Here is a 15294-nt window from a genome sequence, read left to right on the forward strand (position 1 = left end):
CGATGAGCGAGTCGAGCATCGACCGCGGCTCCGAGCGATCCGTCGTCGCGCCCTTCGACGTCGTCGAGACGGGCATCGCCGAGCTGCGCGCCGCGCTCGAGAGCGGTGCGGTCACGAGCGTCGACCTCGTGCGCGCCTACCTCGCGCGCATCGACGCCTACGACCTCCCCGGCACCGCGACGGCACTCAACGCCGTCGTCGTGCGCAACCCCGAGGCGCTCGCCGAGGCCGCCGCGTCGGATGCCCGCCGCACCGCGGGCGCCCTGCTCGGCCCGCTCGACGGCATCCCGTACACCGCCAAGGACAGCTACCTCGTGCGCGGACTCACCGCCGCCGCCGGCAGTCCCGCGTTCGAGCACCTCGTCGCCCAGCGCGACGCCTTCACGATCGAGCGTCTGCGCGGCGCCGGCGCGATCTGCTTGGGGCTCACGAACATGCCCCCGATGGCGAACGGCGGCATGCAGCGCGGCGTCTACGGCCGCGCCGAGAGCCCGTACAACGCCGACTTCCTCGCCGCACCCTTCGCCTCCGGGTCCTCTAACGGATCCGGCACCGCGACGGCCGCGAGCTTCGCCGCCTTCGGACTCGGCGAGGAGACCTGGTCGAGCGGCCGCGGCCCTGCATCCAACAACGCCCTCTGCGCCTACACGCCCTCGCGCGGAGTCATCTCGACGCGCGGCAACTGGCCGCTCGTACCCACCATGGACGTCGTCGTGCCGCACACCCGCACGATGGCCGACCTGCTCGAGGTGCTCGACGTGATCGTCGCCGACGACCCCGAGAAGCGCGGCGACCTGTGGCGGGCGCAGCCGTGGATCGCGATCCCGGCCGCCAGCAGCGTGAGGCCGGCGTCGTACGTCGCGCTCGGCTCGGTCGCGCGCGCGACGACGCTCGCGGGGTCGCCCGCTGAGTCGCCCGCGACGACGGAGCCGACCGCGACGACGGAGCCGAGCGCGTCGACCAGCCCGGACACGGTCGGCAGCGCCGGAGCGGGCCCGCTCGCCGGGGCCCGCATCGGCATCCCGACCATGTTCCTCGGCACGGATCCGCTCGCCGGTACCGCCGAGAACCCGGGCATCGGCGGCCCGACCGGGCAGCGCATCCAGGCCCGACCGAGCATCGTGGCGCTCTGGGAGGCCGCCCGCCGCGACCTCGAGGCCGCCGGGGCGACGGTCGTCGAGACCGACTTCCCGGTGCTGTCGAACTACGAGGGCGACCGCCCGGGCGCGACGACGATCGCGACCGCCGGCCGCGTGAGCCCGACCTATCTGAAGCGCGAGATCGTCGACCTCTCGGCCTGGGGCTGGCAGGACTTCCTGCAGGCCAACGGCGACCCCGCTCTCGACACGCTCGTCGGCGTCGAGGGCGCCCGGATCTTCCCGCAGCCCGCGGGCGCGCTGCCCGACCGCTACACGGGCTTCGACGACGACATCGCCGATTACCCGGAGTGGGTCGCGAGCCACCCCGAGGTGCGGACCTTCCTCGACATCCCCGAACTCGAGGCGGGGATGCGCGGACTCGAGCGGACCCGCCGCGACGACCTCGAGGCCTGGCTCGACGAGCAGGGTCTCGACGCGGTCGTGTTCCCCGCGGTCAGCGACGTCGGCCCGGCCGACATGGACGTGGAGCCGGGCTCCGCCGACCTCGGCTGGCGCAACGGCGTGTGGGTCGCGAACGGCAACCTCGTCATCCGGCACCTCGGCGTCCCGACCGTCACGGTGCCGATGGGCACGATGGCCGACATCGGCATGCCGGTCGGTCTCACCTTCGCCGGCCGCGCCTACGACGACAGCCGGCTGCTGCAGCTCGCCGTCGCCTTCGAGGCGACGGGCGACCTGGCGACCGGCGACACGACGACGGGGCCCCGCCGGACCGAACCCGGCAGGACCCCGCGCCTTCTCCCCGACGAGGACTAGTTCGAGTACACCCGCACGTAGTCGACCTTCATCGACTGCGGCATCTGTGTCGTGCCGTCGGGGTAGCCGGGCCACTGCCCACCGACCGCGACGTTGAGGATGATGAAGAAGGGCTTGTCGAAGACCCACGGGTTGCCGTTGGTGTCGGCGGTGGTGCGCTCGGAGTAGACGTTGCCGTCGACCGACCAGGCGATGCGGCCCGGCGACCAGTCGACAGCGAAGGTGTGGAAGTCATCCGCGAACGACCAGCCCTGCGGGTGCTGGTAGGTGCTGGTGGGTCCGGCCGCTCCCGAGTAGCCGGGGCCGTGGATCGTGCCGTGCACGCGGTGCGGCTCGAAGCCGACGTTCTCCATGATGTCGATCTCGCCCGAGCCCGGCCACGGGTTGCTGCCGATGTCGCCGCCGAGCATCCAGAAGGCCGGCCAGATGCCCTGGCCGCGCGGGATCTGGATGCGGGCCTCGACCCGGCCGTACTGCGGCTGGTACTTGCCGGCGGTGGTGAGTCGCGCGGAGGTGTACGAGCCGTCGCCCTCCTGACGGGCGGTGATGACCAGGTTGCCGTTGCCGTCGAGCTCGGAGTTGGCGCGCGAGTCGGTGTAATTCTGCAGCTCGCCGTTGCCCCAGCCGCCTCCGCCGGTCTCGAAGTTCCAGACGTTGCCGTCGGGCGCCGATCCGGCCGCGCCATCGAAGTCCTGCGACCAGACCAGGTTCTCGGCGTGCGCCTTCGGCGCGTTGGCGGTGCCGCTGACGGCGGATGTGGCTCCGACCGCGAGCACGGCCACCCCGGCCGCGAGCGCGAACAGCGCCGGCCGACGGCGCCGAATCGCCGTCGATCGTGTGGTGCGAATCATCATCGATCCTCTCCTGCGGCCTCTCCCCGAGACCGCGGTCACCGCGCGGGGTGCGCATTCGAGGTCCGCGCCGCGCGAGCCGGACTCCGTCGTCCGACGAATCGACTGTAACCACTTCGGGGGACAGGCCGCATTCCGCTCGCCTCGGATGAAACGATGAAACCCCCGTTCAGAACCCTTTGCAGAAAGTTTGCTCAGAGCCCTTACGAACGGGGGTCCCGGGCGTCCGGCGTCGGGGTCGCCGCCGGACGATCAGGTCGACGGTGCGCGCCTCAGCTCGCCGCGACCCAACCGCGCGACGCAGCGGAGCGCTCGGCCGCATCCACCAGCTGGGCGGCGCGGCGGCCGTCGGCGACCGAGGGACCGTCCTGCTCGCCGGTCACGACCGAGCGCAGGAAGTGCGAGGCCTCGATCGTCTTGAGGTCGTCGAAGCCCATCGGGATGCCGGGGCCCGGCTGGAAGCGCGAGAACTCGCCGTCGGCGGGCCCGGCGAGCACGGTCGAGAAGCCGTAGAACTCGTCGTCGCGGGTGGCGATCTCGAGCTCGTTCATGCGGGTGAAGTCCCAGCGCAGCGTGCCGAGGGTGCCGTGCACCTCGAGGGTGTACTCCGACCGCGAGCCCGTCGAGACGCGGCTCGATTCGAAGACGCCGACGGCGCCGCCGGCGAAGTGGGCGATGATCGCGCTGTAGTCCTCGTTCTCGACCGTGCCGCGTTCGGTGCCGGCCTGGGCGGCGTGACCGACCGCATCCCCCGTGACGATCGGGCGCTCGGCGATGAAGATGCTCTGGTCGGCGACGAGCTCGGCGATCTCGCCGACCACGTGCTCGGCCAGGTGGAAGCCGTGCGAGAGCAGGTCGCCCAGCACGCCGCTGCCCGCCCTCGCGCGGGCGTAGCGCCAGGTGAGGGGCGCCTCGGCGTCGGCGGAGTAGTCGGCCACGAACCCGACGCGCACGTTGGTGACCCGGCCGATGCGGCCCGAGCGCACCAGCTCGCGGGCGCGGGCGATGATCGGCGCGTGGCGGTAGCTGAAGCCGACCGCGGTCACGACGCCGGCCGCCGCAGCGGCATCTGCGATCTGCGTGCTCTCCTCGAGCGAGATTCCCATCGGCTTCTCGATCCAGAACGGCTTGCCGGCCTCGGCCGCGGCGATCGCCATCTCGCGGTGCAGGAAGTTCGGGGCGCAGATCGAGACCGCGTCGACCTCGGGATCGGCGATCACCTCGCGCCAGTCGGCGGTCGCGCGCTCGTAGCCGAGCTCCTCGACGGCGGCGCTCCGGCCGCTCTCGGCGACGTCGGCGGCGACGACGAGCCGCGGCCGGGCGCCCAGATCGGGGAACCGCTCGTGCACGTTGCGATAGGCGCGGGAATGGGCGCGGCCCATCCATCCGACGCTGATGAGGCCGATGCCGAGCTGACGGGTCATGGGTTCTCCTGCGATGAGAGGTCGATGGTGGATGACGGAGGCGGAGGGAGTCGGCGCGAGTGGATGCGACGCGGGTGGCTGCGACGCGGGTGGCTGCGACGCGGACCCGCACCGCCCAGCGCGAACGCCCGGAACCGAGACCGGCGCCGGGCGTTCGCGTCGATGGACCTCAGGCCGAGTGGCCCTTGCGGTTCTCGGGGAGGTAGATCGCGCCGGTCGACACGTCCTCCTCGAGGGCCTCGAGCGTGCGGCCGCGCGTCTCGGGCACCTGCGTGATGATGAAGATCAGGGCGAGCACCCCGACGCCGGCGAAGATGAAGAAGGTGCCGGTGATGCCGATCGAGGCGACGACGCTCGGGAAGAAGAGCCCGATGATCGCGTTCACGACCCAGAGGAACAGCACCGAGATGCCGATTCCGAGGCCGCGCATGTGCAGCGGGAAGATCTCCGAGAGCATGACCCAGACGGCCACGTTGAGGAAGGTCTGCATCGAGCCGACGAAGGCGACGACGAGGATCAGGATCACGAAGGGACGAGCCGGGTTGCCGGCCGGCAGCGCGATCGAGGCGATGCCGATCAGCAGGTGACTCACGGTCGTCAGCGAGAAGCCGATGATGAGCGTGCGGCGACGGTCGATGCGGTCCATCATCGCGAGGGCGATGAAGCCGCCGATCACGGCGATCACACCGGGCGCGACGTTGGCGATCAACGCGAAGCGCTCGGCGAAGCCGGCCTCGACGAGCACCGAGTTGCCGTAGTACATGATCGAGTTGATGCCGGTCAGCTGCTGGGCGACGCCCAGGCCGATGCCGACGAGCAGGATGCGCAGCAGCCACTTGTTGGTGATCACGCCGATGAAGCCGGTGCGCACCTGGCGCTTGTCCTCGTCGGCGATGTTCTGCACCTCGGCGAGCTCGGCATCCGCACGACCCTCGGGGCGGATCGTCGAGAGCACGGCGCGCGCCTCGTCGATGCGGCCCTTCTCGACGAGCCAGCGCGGCGACTCGGGCATGCGCAGCATGCCGACGAACAGCGCGATCGCGGGCAGCGCGGCGACCGAGAGCATGATGCGCCAGACGCCGCCCTCCTCGCCCCAGATGTTGCCGATGATGGCGTTGACCACGAAGGCGGCGAGCTGGCCGATCACGATCATGATCTCGTTGCGGCCGGCGAGCGATCCGCGGATCTCGTAGGGCGCGAGCTCCGCGAGGAAGACGGGCACGACGGTGGAGGCGCCGCCGACGCCGAGTCCGAGCAGCACGCGGCCGGCGACCATGACGCCGAAGTCGGGGGCGACGACGCAGGTGACGGCGCCGACGAAGAAGAGCACGGCGAGGCCGATGATGATCTTGCGACGGCCGATCGCGTCGGAGATGCGGCCGCTCAGCACGGCGCCGAGGGCGGCGGCGAAGAGCAGCGAGCTGGTGACGATGCCCTCGGTGAGCGGCGTGAGGCCGAGCTCGACGGTCATCGGGCGCAGGGCGCCGTTGATCACACCGGTGTCGTAGCCGAAGAGCAGCCCGCCGAAGGTGGCGACGAGTGCGACGGTTCCGAGGCGCTTGCGGTACGGACCAGGGGTGAGCGGGGGCAGCTCGGTTCTCGGACCAGAGGTCTGCGAGGCGGTCATGAGACTCCTTCGTCTGGAACGGCCGCGGGCGTCAGCGGCCGTGTGGACAGACTGCCGGATGTCCATATGTCCTGTCAATTAGACAGGTCAGATCTCGTCGAAGTCCTACAGGCGTCGCGCCGGACCTGTCGTGCCGCGCGGGATCAGTGTCGGCTCGAGCACGCGCCGCTCCCCCGCCGCGGGTCGTCCGCCGACCAGATCGCGCACCATCCGACCGACCTCGACCCCCATGTCGTACGAGCGGTCGTCGACCGTGGTCAGGTCGATGACCCCGCTCGCCGCGATCTCGGTGCTGTCGTAACCCGCGACCGACAGCTGCTCGGGAACCCGGATGCCCAGCTCGCGCGCAGCCCCCAGCACGCCGATCGCCATGAGGTCGTTCGCGCCGAAGACGGCCGTGAGCTCCGGATGGGCGCGCAGCAGGCCGAGCGCGGCCGCCCGCCCCTCCGCCTCGGTGGCGGCGCCGTCGTGCTCGACCACGATCACCTCGCCGCCGCCCGCGGCGACCGCTGCGACGAAGCTCGCCCGACGCGCGGCGCCGGCTCCGCCGGCGACCGCGAGGTGGCCGATGCGACGGTGGCCGAGGGCGAGCAGGTGCTCGGCGACGAGCCGCGCCCCGGCGGCGTCGTCGTTGGCCACGCCGTCGACGCCCTCGGGCATGTCGAGCCGCGTCCCGGCGACGACGAGCGGCGGCGCCACCGCGGTCGTGAGGGTGCGCCCGGTCAGCGACGGCGGCAGGTCGCGCGCGACGACGATCGCGTCGGCGCGCAGCGAGAGCAGCGCATCCACCGACCGCCGCAGCGCCTCGGTGTCGGTCGCGCCGGCCGTGTCGACCACCGAGACCCGGTAGCCGTCGCGCGCGAGCTCGCCCTCGAGCCCGCGCAGCAGATCGACGAACCAGGTGTTGGCGTAGTCGTCGATGAGCACCGCGATGGTCTCGGTGCGGCCCGATGCCAGCTCGGAGGCGGCCCGGCTGGGGCGGTATCCCAGCTCGGCGATCGCCGTCTCGACGGCCTCGCGCGAGGCGTCGCTGACCTTGTCCGAGCCGCGCAGCACGAGCGACACGAGCGATCGGGAGACCCCGGCGACGCGGGCGACGTCGTAGATCGTCGGTCGCTTCTCGCTCATGAGCGAATCACCTGTTTCGACGTATTGACCTGACATGGAAAGCGTGTCTATCCTACCGATCGTTGGAGCGCTCCAACAGTTCGACACATCGGGATGCCGCAGCACCGCGCCGGCGTCAGCCACCACGACCAGGAGAGACCCTTGAGCACGAACGACATCGGCGTCGCCGTCATCGGAGCGGGCATGGCCGGCAAGGCCCACGCCGCCGCCTACCGCACCGCCCCCACCCTGTTCCAGAGCGTGCTGCCGCCCGTGCGGCTCGTCTCGATTGCCGACGCCTACGAGCCCCTCGCCGAAGCCGGCGCCCGCCGCTTCGGCTACGAGCGCCACGACACCTCCTGGCAGTCCATCGCCGAGGCGGATGACATCGACGTCGTCAGCGTCGTCGTCGCCAACCACCTGCACCGCGAGATCGTCGAGGGCCTGCTCGCCGCCGGCAAGCACGTGCTCTGCGAGAAGCCGCTCAGCGACACCATCGAGAGCGCCCGCGCCATGGCCGAGGCCGCCCGCACCGCATCCACCGTCGCCCGGGTCGGCTTCACCTACCGCCGTGCGCCCGGCGTCGCCTTCCTGCGTCAGCTCGTGCAGGACGGCACGCTCGGCGAGATCTTCCACGTCAGCGGCCGCTACCTCACCGACTACGCCGCCGATCCGAACACCGCCATCAGCTGGCGGTTCAAGGGCGACCCCGGCTCGGGCGCCCTCGCCGACGTGGGCAGCCACGTCGCCTACCTCACCGAGTTCATCGGCGGACCCGTCGCCAGTGTCAGCGGCGGCCGTTTCGCCACCGTCATCCCGCAGCGCCCGAAGCCGCTCGGCGCCGTCTCGGGCCACGGCGTCACCGCCGTGAGCGACGAGCTCGACACGGTCGAGAACGACGACTACGCCACCTTCTCGGTCGGCTACGCCTCGGGCGCGGCCGGCAGCGTCGAGGTCTCGCGCGTCGCCGCCGGCTTCGCCAACGGCCTCGTGCTCGAGGTCTACGGCTCGAAGGGCTCCGCCCGCTGGGAGCAGCACACCCCCAGCGAGGTGCACCTGTTCCTGCATGAGGGACCGGCCGACCAGCGCGGCGAGCGCCGCATCCTGCTCGGCGGAGCGCACCCGTACGTCGCCGGCGGCGCGCCGATCGACGTGCAGGGCGTCGGCTTCGGCCAGAACGAGGGCTTCGCCGTGCAGGCCCGTGCGTTCCTGGATGAGGTCGCCGGCCTGCCCGAGGCCGACTCGCTGCCGCGCAACGCGAGCTTCGACGACGGCGTGCGCAACATGGTGCTGCTCGACTCGGTCGCTCAGTCGGCCGCGCAGGACGGCGCGAGCGTCAGCATCCCCGCTGCGGTCTGACCGCGGTCACGACTCCCGATCGACACGAATCACCCACGACAGGAAGACCCGACCATGCGACTCGGTCTCTACAACGCCATCCTCCACGACCGCACTCTGCCCGAGGCGATCAAGGTCGTCGCCGATCTCGGCCTCACCGGTCTCGAGCTGAACTCGGGCGGCTTCCTGCCGGCCGTGCACATCCCGACGATCGACGACATCCTCGTCAGCGACGCCGCGCGCGACGACTTCCTCGGCCTGTTCGAGGGCACCGGCGTCCAGCCAGCCGGCCTCAACGCCAACGGCAACCCGCTGCACCCCAACCCGGTCATCGGCGAGAAGCACGCGGAGGACATCCGCCGTTCGATCCGCCTCGCCGCGCGCCTCGGCCAGACCCGCCTGGTGACCATGTCGGGCCTGCCGGGCGGCGAGCCCGGCGCGACGGTGCCGAACTGGATCGTCAACGCCTGGAACTCGGCCGCGCTCGACGTGCTCGACTACCAGTGGAGGATCGCCGCCGACTTCTGGCGCGAGACCGACCGCCTGGCCGCCGATCACGGCGTCAAGGTCGCGCTCGAGCTGCACCCGCAGAACCTCGTGTTCAACACGCGCGACGTCCACAAGCTCGTCGAGCTGACCGGCGCTACGCACGTGGGCGTCGAGCTCGACGCCTCGCACCTGTTCTGGCAGCAGATGGACCCGGTGGCGGTCGTGCGCGAGCTCGGCCCGCTCGTCTTCCACGCCGCCGCGAAGGATGTGCGCGTCAACGCCGAGACCGCCGCACTGCAGGGCGTGCTCGACAACGGCTTCCGCCGCCTCGACCCGAGCGAGAACCGCACCAACCTGGGCGGCGACGAGTGGGCGAACGAGTGGCCGAAGCCGGCCGCGTGGGACTTCGTCGCCCTCGGCAAGGGGCACGACACCGCGTACTGGACCGAGTTCCTGCGCGCGCTGCACGAGGTCGACCCCGAGATGCTCGTCAACATCGAGCACGAGGATGTCGAGCTCGGCCGCATCGAGGGCATCGAGGTCGCCGCGACCGTGCTCAAGGACGCCGACGCGGCCCTGCAGGCGTCGCTCTGATCCTGAGCTGATCCCGCCGAGCGCGGGTCTGCGTTCCGAGCGCCGGGTGTCATTACCCCGCGCTCGGAACCCGGGCCCGCGCTCGAGCCGTCTCAGGCGGCGCTGCGCTCCGCGAGCGGGCGGCGGCGCAGGCCGGCATCCAGCACCTCGGGCGCCTGGTAGCTCATGTCGAGCCGCGTGACGTCGGTGCCGGGCGCGACGATCGCGTCGATCGCATCCAGGGTCGCGTCGTCGAGCCGCACCTCGCTCGCGGCGAGCAGGTCGTCGAGCTGGGCCTCGGTGCGCGGTCCGATGATCGCGCTCGTCACGCCCGGGTGCGCGAGCACGAAGCCCAGCGCGAGGTGCGTCAGCGACAGCCCCGCCTGCTCGGCGACGGGGATGAGCTGCTCGATGACGTCGAGACGGCGCTCGTCGCGCAGGTACGAGAACGGCATCTGCGAGCGGTGCGTCTCGATCGGCTGCCCCTTGCGGTAGCGGCCGGTGAGCTGGCCGCCGCCGAGCGGGCTGTAGACGAGCGTGCCCATCCCGTACTTCTGGGCGAGGGGCAGGATCTCGCCCTCGATCGAGCGGTTGAGGATCGAGTAGGTCGGCTGCTCGGTGCGGAAGCGCTCGAAGCCGCGGCGCTCGCTCATCCACTGCGCCTCGACGATCTGCGAGGCGGGGAAGCTCGACGTGCCGATCGCGCGCACCTTGCCCGAGCGCACGAGGTCGGTGAGGGCCGAGAGGGTCTCGTCGATGTCGACGCTCGGGTCGGGTCGGTGCACCTGGTAGAGGTCGATGCGGTCGGTCTGCAGCTTGCGCAGCGAGTCCTCGACGGCGGTCATGATCCAGCGACGCGAGTTGCCGCGCCGGTTCGGGTCCTCGCCCATCGGGCCGTGGAACTTGGTGGCCAGCACGACGTCGTCGCGGCGGCCCTTCAGCGCGAGGCCGACGACCTCCTCCGAGTCGGCGTACATGTCGGCGGTGTCGACGAAGTTGATGCCGGCATCGAGGGAGCGGTGGATGATGCGGGTCGCCTCGTCGCGGTCGGCGGTGCCGAAGCCGCCGAGCGACATGGCGCCGAGCGCGAAGGGGCTGACCTTGATTCCGGTTCGACCGAGGGTGCGGTGCTGCATGGGTGTTCCTTCACCTGGAGTGGATGCGATCCGGCGGGCTATCATCGGATAACCGGAACCGCATTCCGGAACTATACGGAACGTTGTTCCGGTTTTGCAAGGAGCCCCATGTCCGCATCCCCTCCGGTGTCCGACTCGAGCGCGCCCCCGAGCACGCCGGCGTCGGCCCGCCGGCCCCGCGCCGACGCCCAGCGCAACCTCGCGACGGTGGTCGCCGCCGCGAAGGAGGTCTTCGCCGAGAGCGGCGTGGATGCGCCCATGCGCGAGATCGCCGCGCGCGCCGGGGTCGGCGTCGGCACCATCTACCGCCACTTCCCGCAGCGCTCCGATCTCGTCAAGGCCGTCTTCACGACCGAGGTGGATGCAGCGGCCGCCGACGCCCCCGCGATCGCCGCGGCGCACTCCCCCGGCGACGCGGTCGCCGCCTGGCTCGTGCGCTACACCCGCTTCGTCGCCGCCAAGCGCGGGCTCGGGGCAGCGCTTCACTCCGGCGACACCGCCTATGCGGCACTGCCCGACTACTTCCTCGGCACGCTCGGACCGGTGCTGCGCGGCCTGCTCGACAGCGCCGAGGCGGCGGGTGAGATCCGTGCCGGCATCGAGCCCGAGGATCTGCTCGTCGCGGTCTCCCGCCTCAGCTCGGGTCAGGACGCCGCCCAGTCGGAGCGCCTCGTGCACCTGCTCGTCGACGGCCTGCGCTACGGCGCGGGGAGCTCGCGATGAGCAGGCCGAGACGGGCGCTGATCCGCTCGTCCCCGATCCCGCTGCACGAACAGCTCGCGCGCATCCTCCGCGGCCGCATCGTGAGCGGCGACTGGGGACCCGGCCAGCGCATCCCCTCGGAGAACGAGCTCGCGCTGGATTTCGGCATCAGCCGTATGACGGCGCGCCAGGTGCTCGTCCGGCTCAGCGACGAGGGCCTGCTTCGGCGTGTGCAGGGCAAGGGCACCTACGTCGCCGGCGATGACTCGTCGCGCAACGGGGCCGAGGATCATGTCGGCATCCGCGCACGGCTCGAACGCCAGCATCCTGATGCCGCGGTCGAGGGCATCGACGTCGCGCGTGTCTCGGCCGAGCCCGATGTCGTTCGCGCTCTTCGCCTCGAGCCGACGGCGACCGTGCACCGCGTGAGCTGGATTCGACGGTCGGGAGCTGTCCCTGTCAGCGCAGGCGAGATCTTCGTGCCCGACCATCCCGTCGCCGATATCCCCGACGACATCTCGCTAGCCCGATTGCCTCCCGCCCTCGCCGCTCAGCACGGCCGCAGTGTCGACACCGTCACCGAGGTCCTTCACGCTGCCGTTTCGACCGCGCCGCTGTCCGATCTCCTCGGCATAACCGACGGCGCCCCCCTGCTGGTCGTCGAACAGACGATGACAGCGCACGAGGCCGCGCCGGTCGAGTACAGCCGAACCTTTTTCCGCGGCGACCTGGTCAGGTGGGAGACGACGACGCACTTCTGAGCCGTCGTGCTCCGTCAATTCCATCGGAATCCCGGCTACATGATCGATCTCTGATCGTGTCAGCGCCCCGCCGAGCGTCGCAGCGCGTCGGCGGTGCGCAGACTCAGCGCCATGATCGTCAGAGCCGGGTTCGCGGCGAGGGCGCTCGGGAAGACCGAGTTGTCGCAGATCCAGAGGTTCGGCACCTCCCAGCTGAGACCTTCGTCGTCCACGACCGAGTCTCCCGGGTCGGAGCCCATGCGCGCCGTGCCGATCGTGTGGGCCGTGCGATCGAGCACGATCGTCTCGCGCGCCCCCGCCGCCTCGACGAGCGCGACCATGGTGCGGATCGCGTGGGCGCGGAGGCGCTTCTCGTTCTCGCCGGCGCTGAAATCGACGCGCACGCGCGGCAGGCCGTCGGCGGCGATCTCATCGCTCAGCGTGAGGCGGTTGCCGTCGTCGGGCAGGCACTCGGCGTTGATGCCGACGCCGGCGAGGTGACGGTAGTCGCGCATCCACCGCATCAGCTCCGCCCCGCGGAGCCCGCCACCGCGGGCGAGCGTCGTCGCGAGGGTCTGCGGCTGCGCGCCGAGGCTCTGGATCAGGTATCCGCCCGCGAAGTCGGCATCGGATGGGCGCAGCAGATCCTCGGTGATGATGGACGAGGGGTACCCGCGGTAGGCGCGCATGTCCTCGTCGTAGCGCCCCCACACCTGGGTGGCGCCGTGGGCGAGGAAGTTGCGGCCCACCTGGCCGCTGCCGTTCGCGAGACCGGTGTGCAGCAGCAGACGCGGCGTCTCCACGCCGCCCGCCGCGAGCACGAGAGCAGCCGTGCGCTGGCGGCGGAGAGCGCCGTCGCGACGGTAGACGACCGCACTGACGCGGCCCCGCGCATCCGTCTCGATGTCGACGACCATCGCGCCCGAGCGGATCTCGGCGCCGCGGGCGACGGCGAGCGGCAGATAGCTCGTGTCCATCGTGACCTTCGCGCCCGTGCGGCAGCCCTGATGGCAGGTTCCGGCGTTGACGCAGGCGTGCCGCAGGCCCCAGTGCTCCTGCTCGCGGTCGCGGGTGGCGACAGCGACCGGGCCGTCGGTCGCCGTGATGCCGAGGGCCTCGGCCCCGCGCAGCATCGCCGTGGAGGAGGCGTTGCGCGCGACCGGAGGCATCTCGTAGCGGCGCGAGGGATCCCAGGGGTAGCGCTCGGGGCCGGAGATGCCGACGAAGCGCTCGACCTGCTCGATCCAGCGGGTCAGCTCGGCGTGCGCGATCGGCCAGTCGCGTCCGAGACCGCTCTCGCTGCGCAGTCGCAGGTCGCGCGCATCCGGCCGCGGAGCGAAGGCGCCCCAGTGCAGCATCGAGCCGCCGACACCACGACCCGAGTTGTTCGGGCCGAAGGCGGTGGCGTCGGCGCCGCCGCTGAGCCGGTCGTCCATCCAGTTGATCTGCTGGGCGGCGAGCATCTCGTCGGGGGTGTGGTCACGCGGCTCGGTGTTGTCGCCGGCTTCGAGGGCGACGACACGGAGACCGTGCGTGGCGAGGGAGGCGAGCAGCGGAGCGCCGCCGGCGCCCGTGCCGACGACCACGACATCCACGGTCTCGTCATCGGAGTAGGTGCGCTGGCGGTCGAGCCTCATGCCTCGCCTTCCGTCGTCGATCGGCCCGCGCCATTGGTGATGCCCGGTGGTCGCGCAGCCGGGTCAGGCAGCGGCTCCCAGCTCTCGGCGCGATCCGCGCGCAGCTCGGCGAAGCCCGACTGGCGTTCGGTGTCGCCGCCGGTCGCGACACCGTCGAACCCGATGAGAGCCATGGTGGCGGGATGCGCGAGCCACTGCCGCGTCAGGTCGACCGCCGCGTCCTCCAGCCAGGGTTCGAGGTCGCCCTCCCCGAGCCGGTCGAGCGCCTCGCCGCGGGCGTCGGCATCGGGGATGCGCGCCCAGTCGGCGAGCGCATCGAGTCCGCGACGGTAGGCCTCGGGATCGGAGGGCGCATCCGCCGGACGCCAGCCGTCTCCCACGCCGGTCGCGAGCTGAGCATCCACGCGGGCGGCGAGGTCGATCGCCGGACCGGGCTGCGGCACGAGGTGGTCGGCGAGCAGCCTGAGGCGGTCGAGCTGCTCGGTGTCGAGCACGTTCGGCGCATAGTCGGGGTCGTCGGCGAGGGCGCGCGCGGCGAGCGCCGCACGCGTGCGCGACGTCGTCCTGGCCGAAGCGAGCACGCGCCCGAAGTCGCTCGGGACGGTCGGGCCGAGCCCGGCGCGTTCACGCCAGAAACGGCGCACCTCCGCGGCGAGCGCCGCGGGCTGCTCGATCGGGATGAGGTGGGCGGCGTCCGCGATCTCGCGCACCTCGGCACGCGCGAAGTGGGGCGCCGTGAGCCGGCGCTGCGCATCGGCGTCGAGGTCGCCGTCGGCGACGCCGGCGAGGATCAGCGCGGGAACCGGCGACGGGGTCGCCAAGTCGGAGCCCGAGACGGCGACCGACCAGTCCTCGCGGCTTCCGCGCTCGAGCCAGGCGCGCCACGCCTCGGGGCTCGCCCGGTGCACATCGTCGGTCGCGCGATCGAGCTCGGGGCGAGGCAGGGCGTCGTGGTCGGCGGCGTCGGAGTCGGCGAGATCCGCCAGCACGAAGCTGCGGGCGTGCAGTTCGCTGACGCGGCCTTCCGCGGCCCAGTTCAGCATCGCCGCACGCCGGGCGTCATCCATGGGCTCCGGCGACGGCGGCGACGACGCGACCAGCACGACGCCGGCGAGCCCGAACAGCGGGGCCTCGCCGCGGAGCGTCCGCGCGGCGACGACGGTCGCGATCTTGCCGCCCATGCTGTGGCCGAGCAGCATCCAGCGCGCCGGGGCGATCGTCGCGATGCGCTCGACGACCGACCGCGCCATCGCATCCACGTCGGTGCCGGCGGCGGTCCCCTCCGCATCGGAGAGATCGCCGAAGCCGGGCAGGTCGAGGCCGACGACGTCGATCTCGTCGGCCAGCTCGGCGCGCAGCGCGTCGAACTCGCGGGCGCTCGAGCCGAGCGAGTGCAGCGCGAACAGAGTCGGGCGCCCGGGGTCGGCGTGCGCCGACGGTCCGGGCGCTCCGGCGTTCAGTGACGCTCCTCAGAGCGGAGGGCGAGTCCGAGCGCGAAGAAGGTCGGCGCCCAGTGCCCCACGAACAGCCCCCAGCGATCCGACTGCGCTCGGTCGTCGCCGGGCTTCGCCCGCGACGCGAGCCAGGCGAGGAAGCTCAGCGCGATCGATCCGAACCCGGCCGCGAACGCCCACTCGCTGCGGATGCCGCCGCGGTGCAGAGCGCCGATGGGGTCGAGCGGTCCGGCCTGGACGGCCTTCTTGAGACGCTTCATCGCGTCGCGCTGGATGCTGCTCATGGTGTCCTCTTCTCGT

The 15294-nt window shown here is 71.9% G+C and carries 13 protein-coding genes; 5 read left to right on the plus strand and 8 right to left on the minus strand.

Features of this window, described 5'->3' with window-relative positions:
* The first annotated feature begins 2 nt into the window (after positions 1-2).
* On the plus strand, positions 3-1916 hold the full coding sequence (locus BJ979_RS17000; protein ID WP_179569749.1) for an amidase: 1914 nt from the start codon (positions 3-5) through the stop codon (positions 1914-1916).
* Here BJ979_RS17000 and BJ979_RS17005 read toward each other — a convergent pair.
* The 4 genes from BJ979_RS17005 to BJ979_RS17020 all read right to left on the minus strand — a co-directional run bounded on the left by BJ979_RS17005 (position 1913) and on the right by BJ979_RS17020 (position 6946).
* Positions 1913-2770: a glycoside hydrolase family 16 protein gene (locus BJ979_RS17005; protein WP_179569751.1), complete on the minus strand. Its 858-nt coding sequence runs from the start codon at positions 2768-2770 to the stop codon at positions 1913-1915. The genes BJ979_RS17000 and BJ979_RS17005 overlap by 4 nt on opposite strands.
* 269 nt (positions 2771-3039) lie before the next feature.
* Positions 3040-4191, minus strand: coding sequence for a Gfo/Idh/MocA family protein (locus BJ979_RS17010; RefSeq protein WP_179569753.1), 1152 nt, complete (start codon positions 4189-4191; stop codon positions 3040-3042).
* 169 nt (positions 4192-4360) lie between these two features.
* A complete protein-coding gene (locus BJ979_RS17015) occupies positions 4361-5818 on the minus strand; it encodes a sugar porter family MFS transporter (RefSeq protein WP_179569755.1) in 1458 nt (485 codons plus the stop codon).
* Positions 5819-5923: 105 nt separating this feature from the next.
* A complete protein-coding gene (locus tag BJ979_RS17020; protein WP_179569757.1) occupies positions 5924-6946 on the minus strand; it encodes a LacI family DNA-binding transcriptional regulator in 1023 nt (340 codons plus the stop codon).
* A 141-nt stretch (positions 6947-7087) separates the two neighbouring features.
* Between BJ979_RS17020 and BJ979_RS17025 the strand changes: the two genes are divergently transcribed.
* Positions 7088-8284, plus strand: a complete 1197-nt coding sequence (locus tag BJ979_RS17025) for a Gfo/Idh/MocA family protein (RefSeq protein ID WP_281360931.1) — start codon at positions 7088-7090, stop codon at positions 8282-8284.
* 54 nt (positions 8285-8338) lie between these two features.
* Positions 8339-9346, plus strand: coding sequence for a sugar phosphate isomerase/epimerase family protein (locus BJ979_RS17030; RefSeq protein WP_179569761.1), 1008 nt, complete (start codon positions 8339-8341; stop codon positions 9344-9346).
* A gap of 92 nt (positions 9347-9438) precedes the next feature.
* Here BJ979_RS17030 and BJ979_RS17035 read toward each other — a convergent pair whose 3' ends face one another.
* Positions 9439-10461, minus strand: a complete 1023-nt coding sequence (locus tag BJ979_RS17035) for an aldo/keto reductase (RefSeq protein ID WP_179569763.1) — start codon at positions 10459-10461, stop codon at positions 9439-9441.
* Positions 10462-10569: 108 nt separating this feature from the next.
* Between BJ979_RS17035 and BJ979_RS17040 the strand changes: the two genes are divergently transcribed.
* Positions 10570-11184 (plus strand): TetR/AcrR family transcriptional regulator, encoded by a 615-nt coding sequence (locus BJ979_RS17040; RefSeq protein WP_179569765.1) that lies wholly within the window; start codon positions 10570-10572, stop codon positions 11182-11184.
* Positions 11181-11924 carry a GntR family transcriptional regulator gene (locus tag BJ979_RS17045; RefSeq protein WP_179569767.1) on the plus strand — a complete coding sequence of 248 codons (744 nt, stop codon included), beginning with the start codon at positions 11181-11183 and terminating at the stop codon, positions 11922-11924. The genes BJ979_RS17040 and BJ979_RS17045 overlap by 4 nt, the downstream gene beginning before the upstream one ends.
* Before the next feature lie 59 nt (positions 11925-11983).
* Here the strand turns inward: BJ979_RS17045 and BJ979_RS17050 are convergent, their stop codons facing one another.
* The 3 genes from BJ979_RS17050 to BJ979_RS17060 are packed head-to-tail and all read right to left on the minus strand — an operon-like array spanning position 11984 to position 15278.
* The gene (locus BJ979_RS17050) at positions 11984-13540 is read right to left on the minus strand and encodes a GMC family oxidoreductase (RefSeq protein WP_179569769.1); all 1557 of its coding nucleotides are present in this window, start codon (positions 13538-13540) and stop codon (positions 11984-11986) included.
* The gene (locus BJ979_RS17380) at positions 13537-15000 is read right to left on the minus strand and encodes an alpha/beta fold hydrolase (RefSeq protein ID WP_218853933.1); all 1464 of its coding nucleotides are present in this window, start codon (positions 14998-15000) and stop codon (positions 13537-13539) included. Before BJ979_RS17380 ends, BJ979_RS17050 begins: the two co-directional genes overlap by 4 nt.
* Positions 14997-15278: a hypothetical protein gene (locus BJ979_RS17060; protein WP_246286797.1), complete on the minus strand. Its 282-nt coding sequence runs from the start codon at positions 15276-15278 to the stop codon at positions 14997-14999. Before BJ979_RS17060 ends, BJ979_RS17380 begins: the two co-directional genes overlap by 4 nt.
* Between the last annotated feature and the right edge of the window lie 16 nt (positions 15279-15294).

This window comes from Schumannella luteola (genome assembly GCF_013408685.1).
GTDB lineage: Bacteria > Actinomycetota > Actinomycetes > Actinomycetales > Microbacteriaceae > Schumannella > Schumannella luteola.

What these genes read in the sequence shown, in the direction of transcription:
- BJ979_RS17000 (WP_179569749.1), top strand. Translation starts at nt 3, where the DNA reads ATGAGCGAGTCGAGCATCGACCGCGGCTCCGAGCGATCCGTCGTCGCG.
- BJ979_RS17005 (WP_179569751.1), bottom strand. Translation starts at nt 2,770, where the DNA reads ATGATGATTCGCACCACACGATCGACGGCGATTCGGCGCCGTCGGCCG.
- BJ979_RS17010 (WP_179569753.1), bottom strand. Translation starts at nt 4,191, where the DNA reads ATGACCCGTCAGCTCGGCATCGGCCTCATCAGCGTCGGATGGATGGGC.
- BJ979_RS17015 (WP_179569755.1), bottom strand. Translation starts at nt 5,818, where the DNA reads ATGACCGCCTCGCAGACCTCTGGTCCGAGAACCGAGCTGCCCCCGCTC.
- BJ979_RS17020 (WP_179569757.1), bottom strand. Translation starts at nt 6,946, where the DNA reads ATGAGCGAGAAGCGACCGACGATCTACGACGTCGCCCGCGTCGCCGGG.
- BJ979_RS17030 (WP_179569761.1), top strand. Translation starts at nt 8,339, where the DNA reads ATGCGACTCGGTCTCTACAACGCCATCCTCCACGACCGCACTCTGCCC.
- BJ979_RS17035 (WP_179569763.1), bottom strand. Translation starts at nt 10,461, where the DNA reads ATGCAGCACCGCACCCTCGGTCGAACCGGAATCAAGGTCAGCCCCTTC.
- BJ979_RS17040 (WP_179569765.1), top strand. Translation starts at nt 10,570, where the DNA reads ATGTCCGCATCCCCTCCGGTGTCCGACTCGAGCGCGCCCCCGAGCACG.
- BJ979_RS17045 (WP_179569767.1), top strand. Translation starts at nt 11,181, where the DNA reads ATGAGCAGGCCGAGACGGGCGCTGATCCGCTCGTCCCCGATCCCGCTG.
- BJ979_RS17050 (WP_179569769.1), bottom strand. Translation starts at nt 13,540, where the DNA reads ATGAGGCTCGACCGCCAGCGCACCTACTCCGATGACGAGACCGTGGAT.
- BJ979_RS17060 (WP_246286797.1), bottom strand. Translation starts at nt 15,278, where the DNA reads ATGAGCAGCATCCAGCGCGACGCGATGAAGCGTCTCAAGAAGGCCGTC.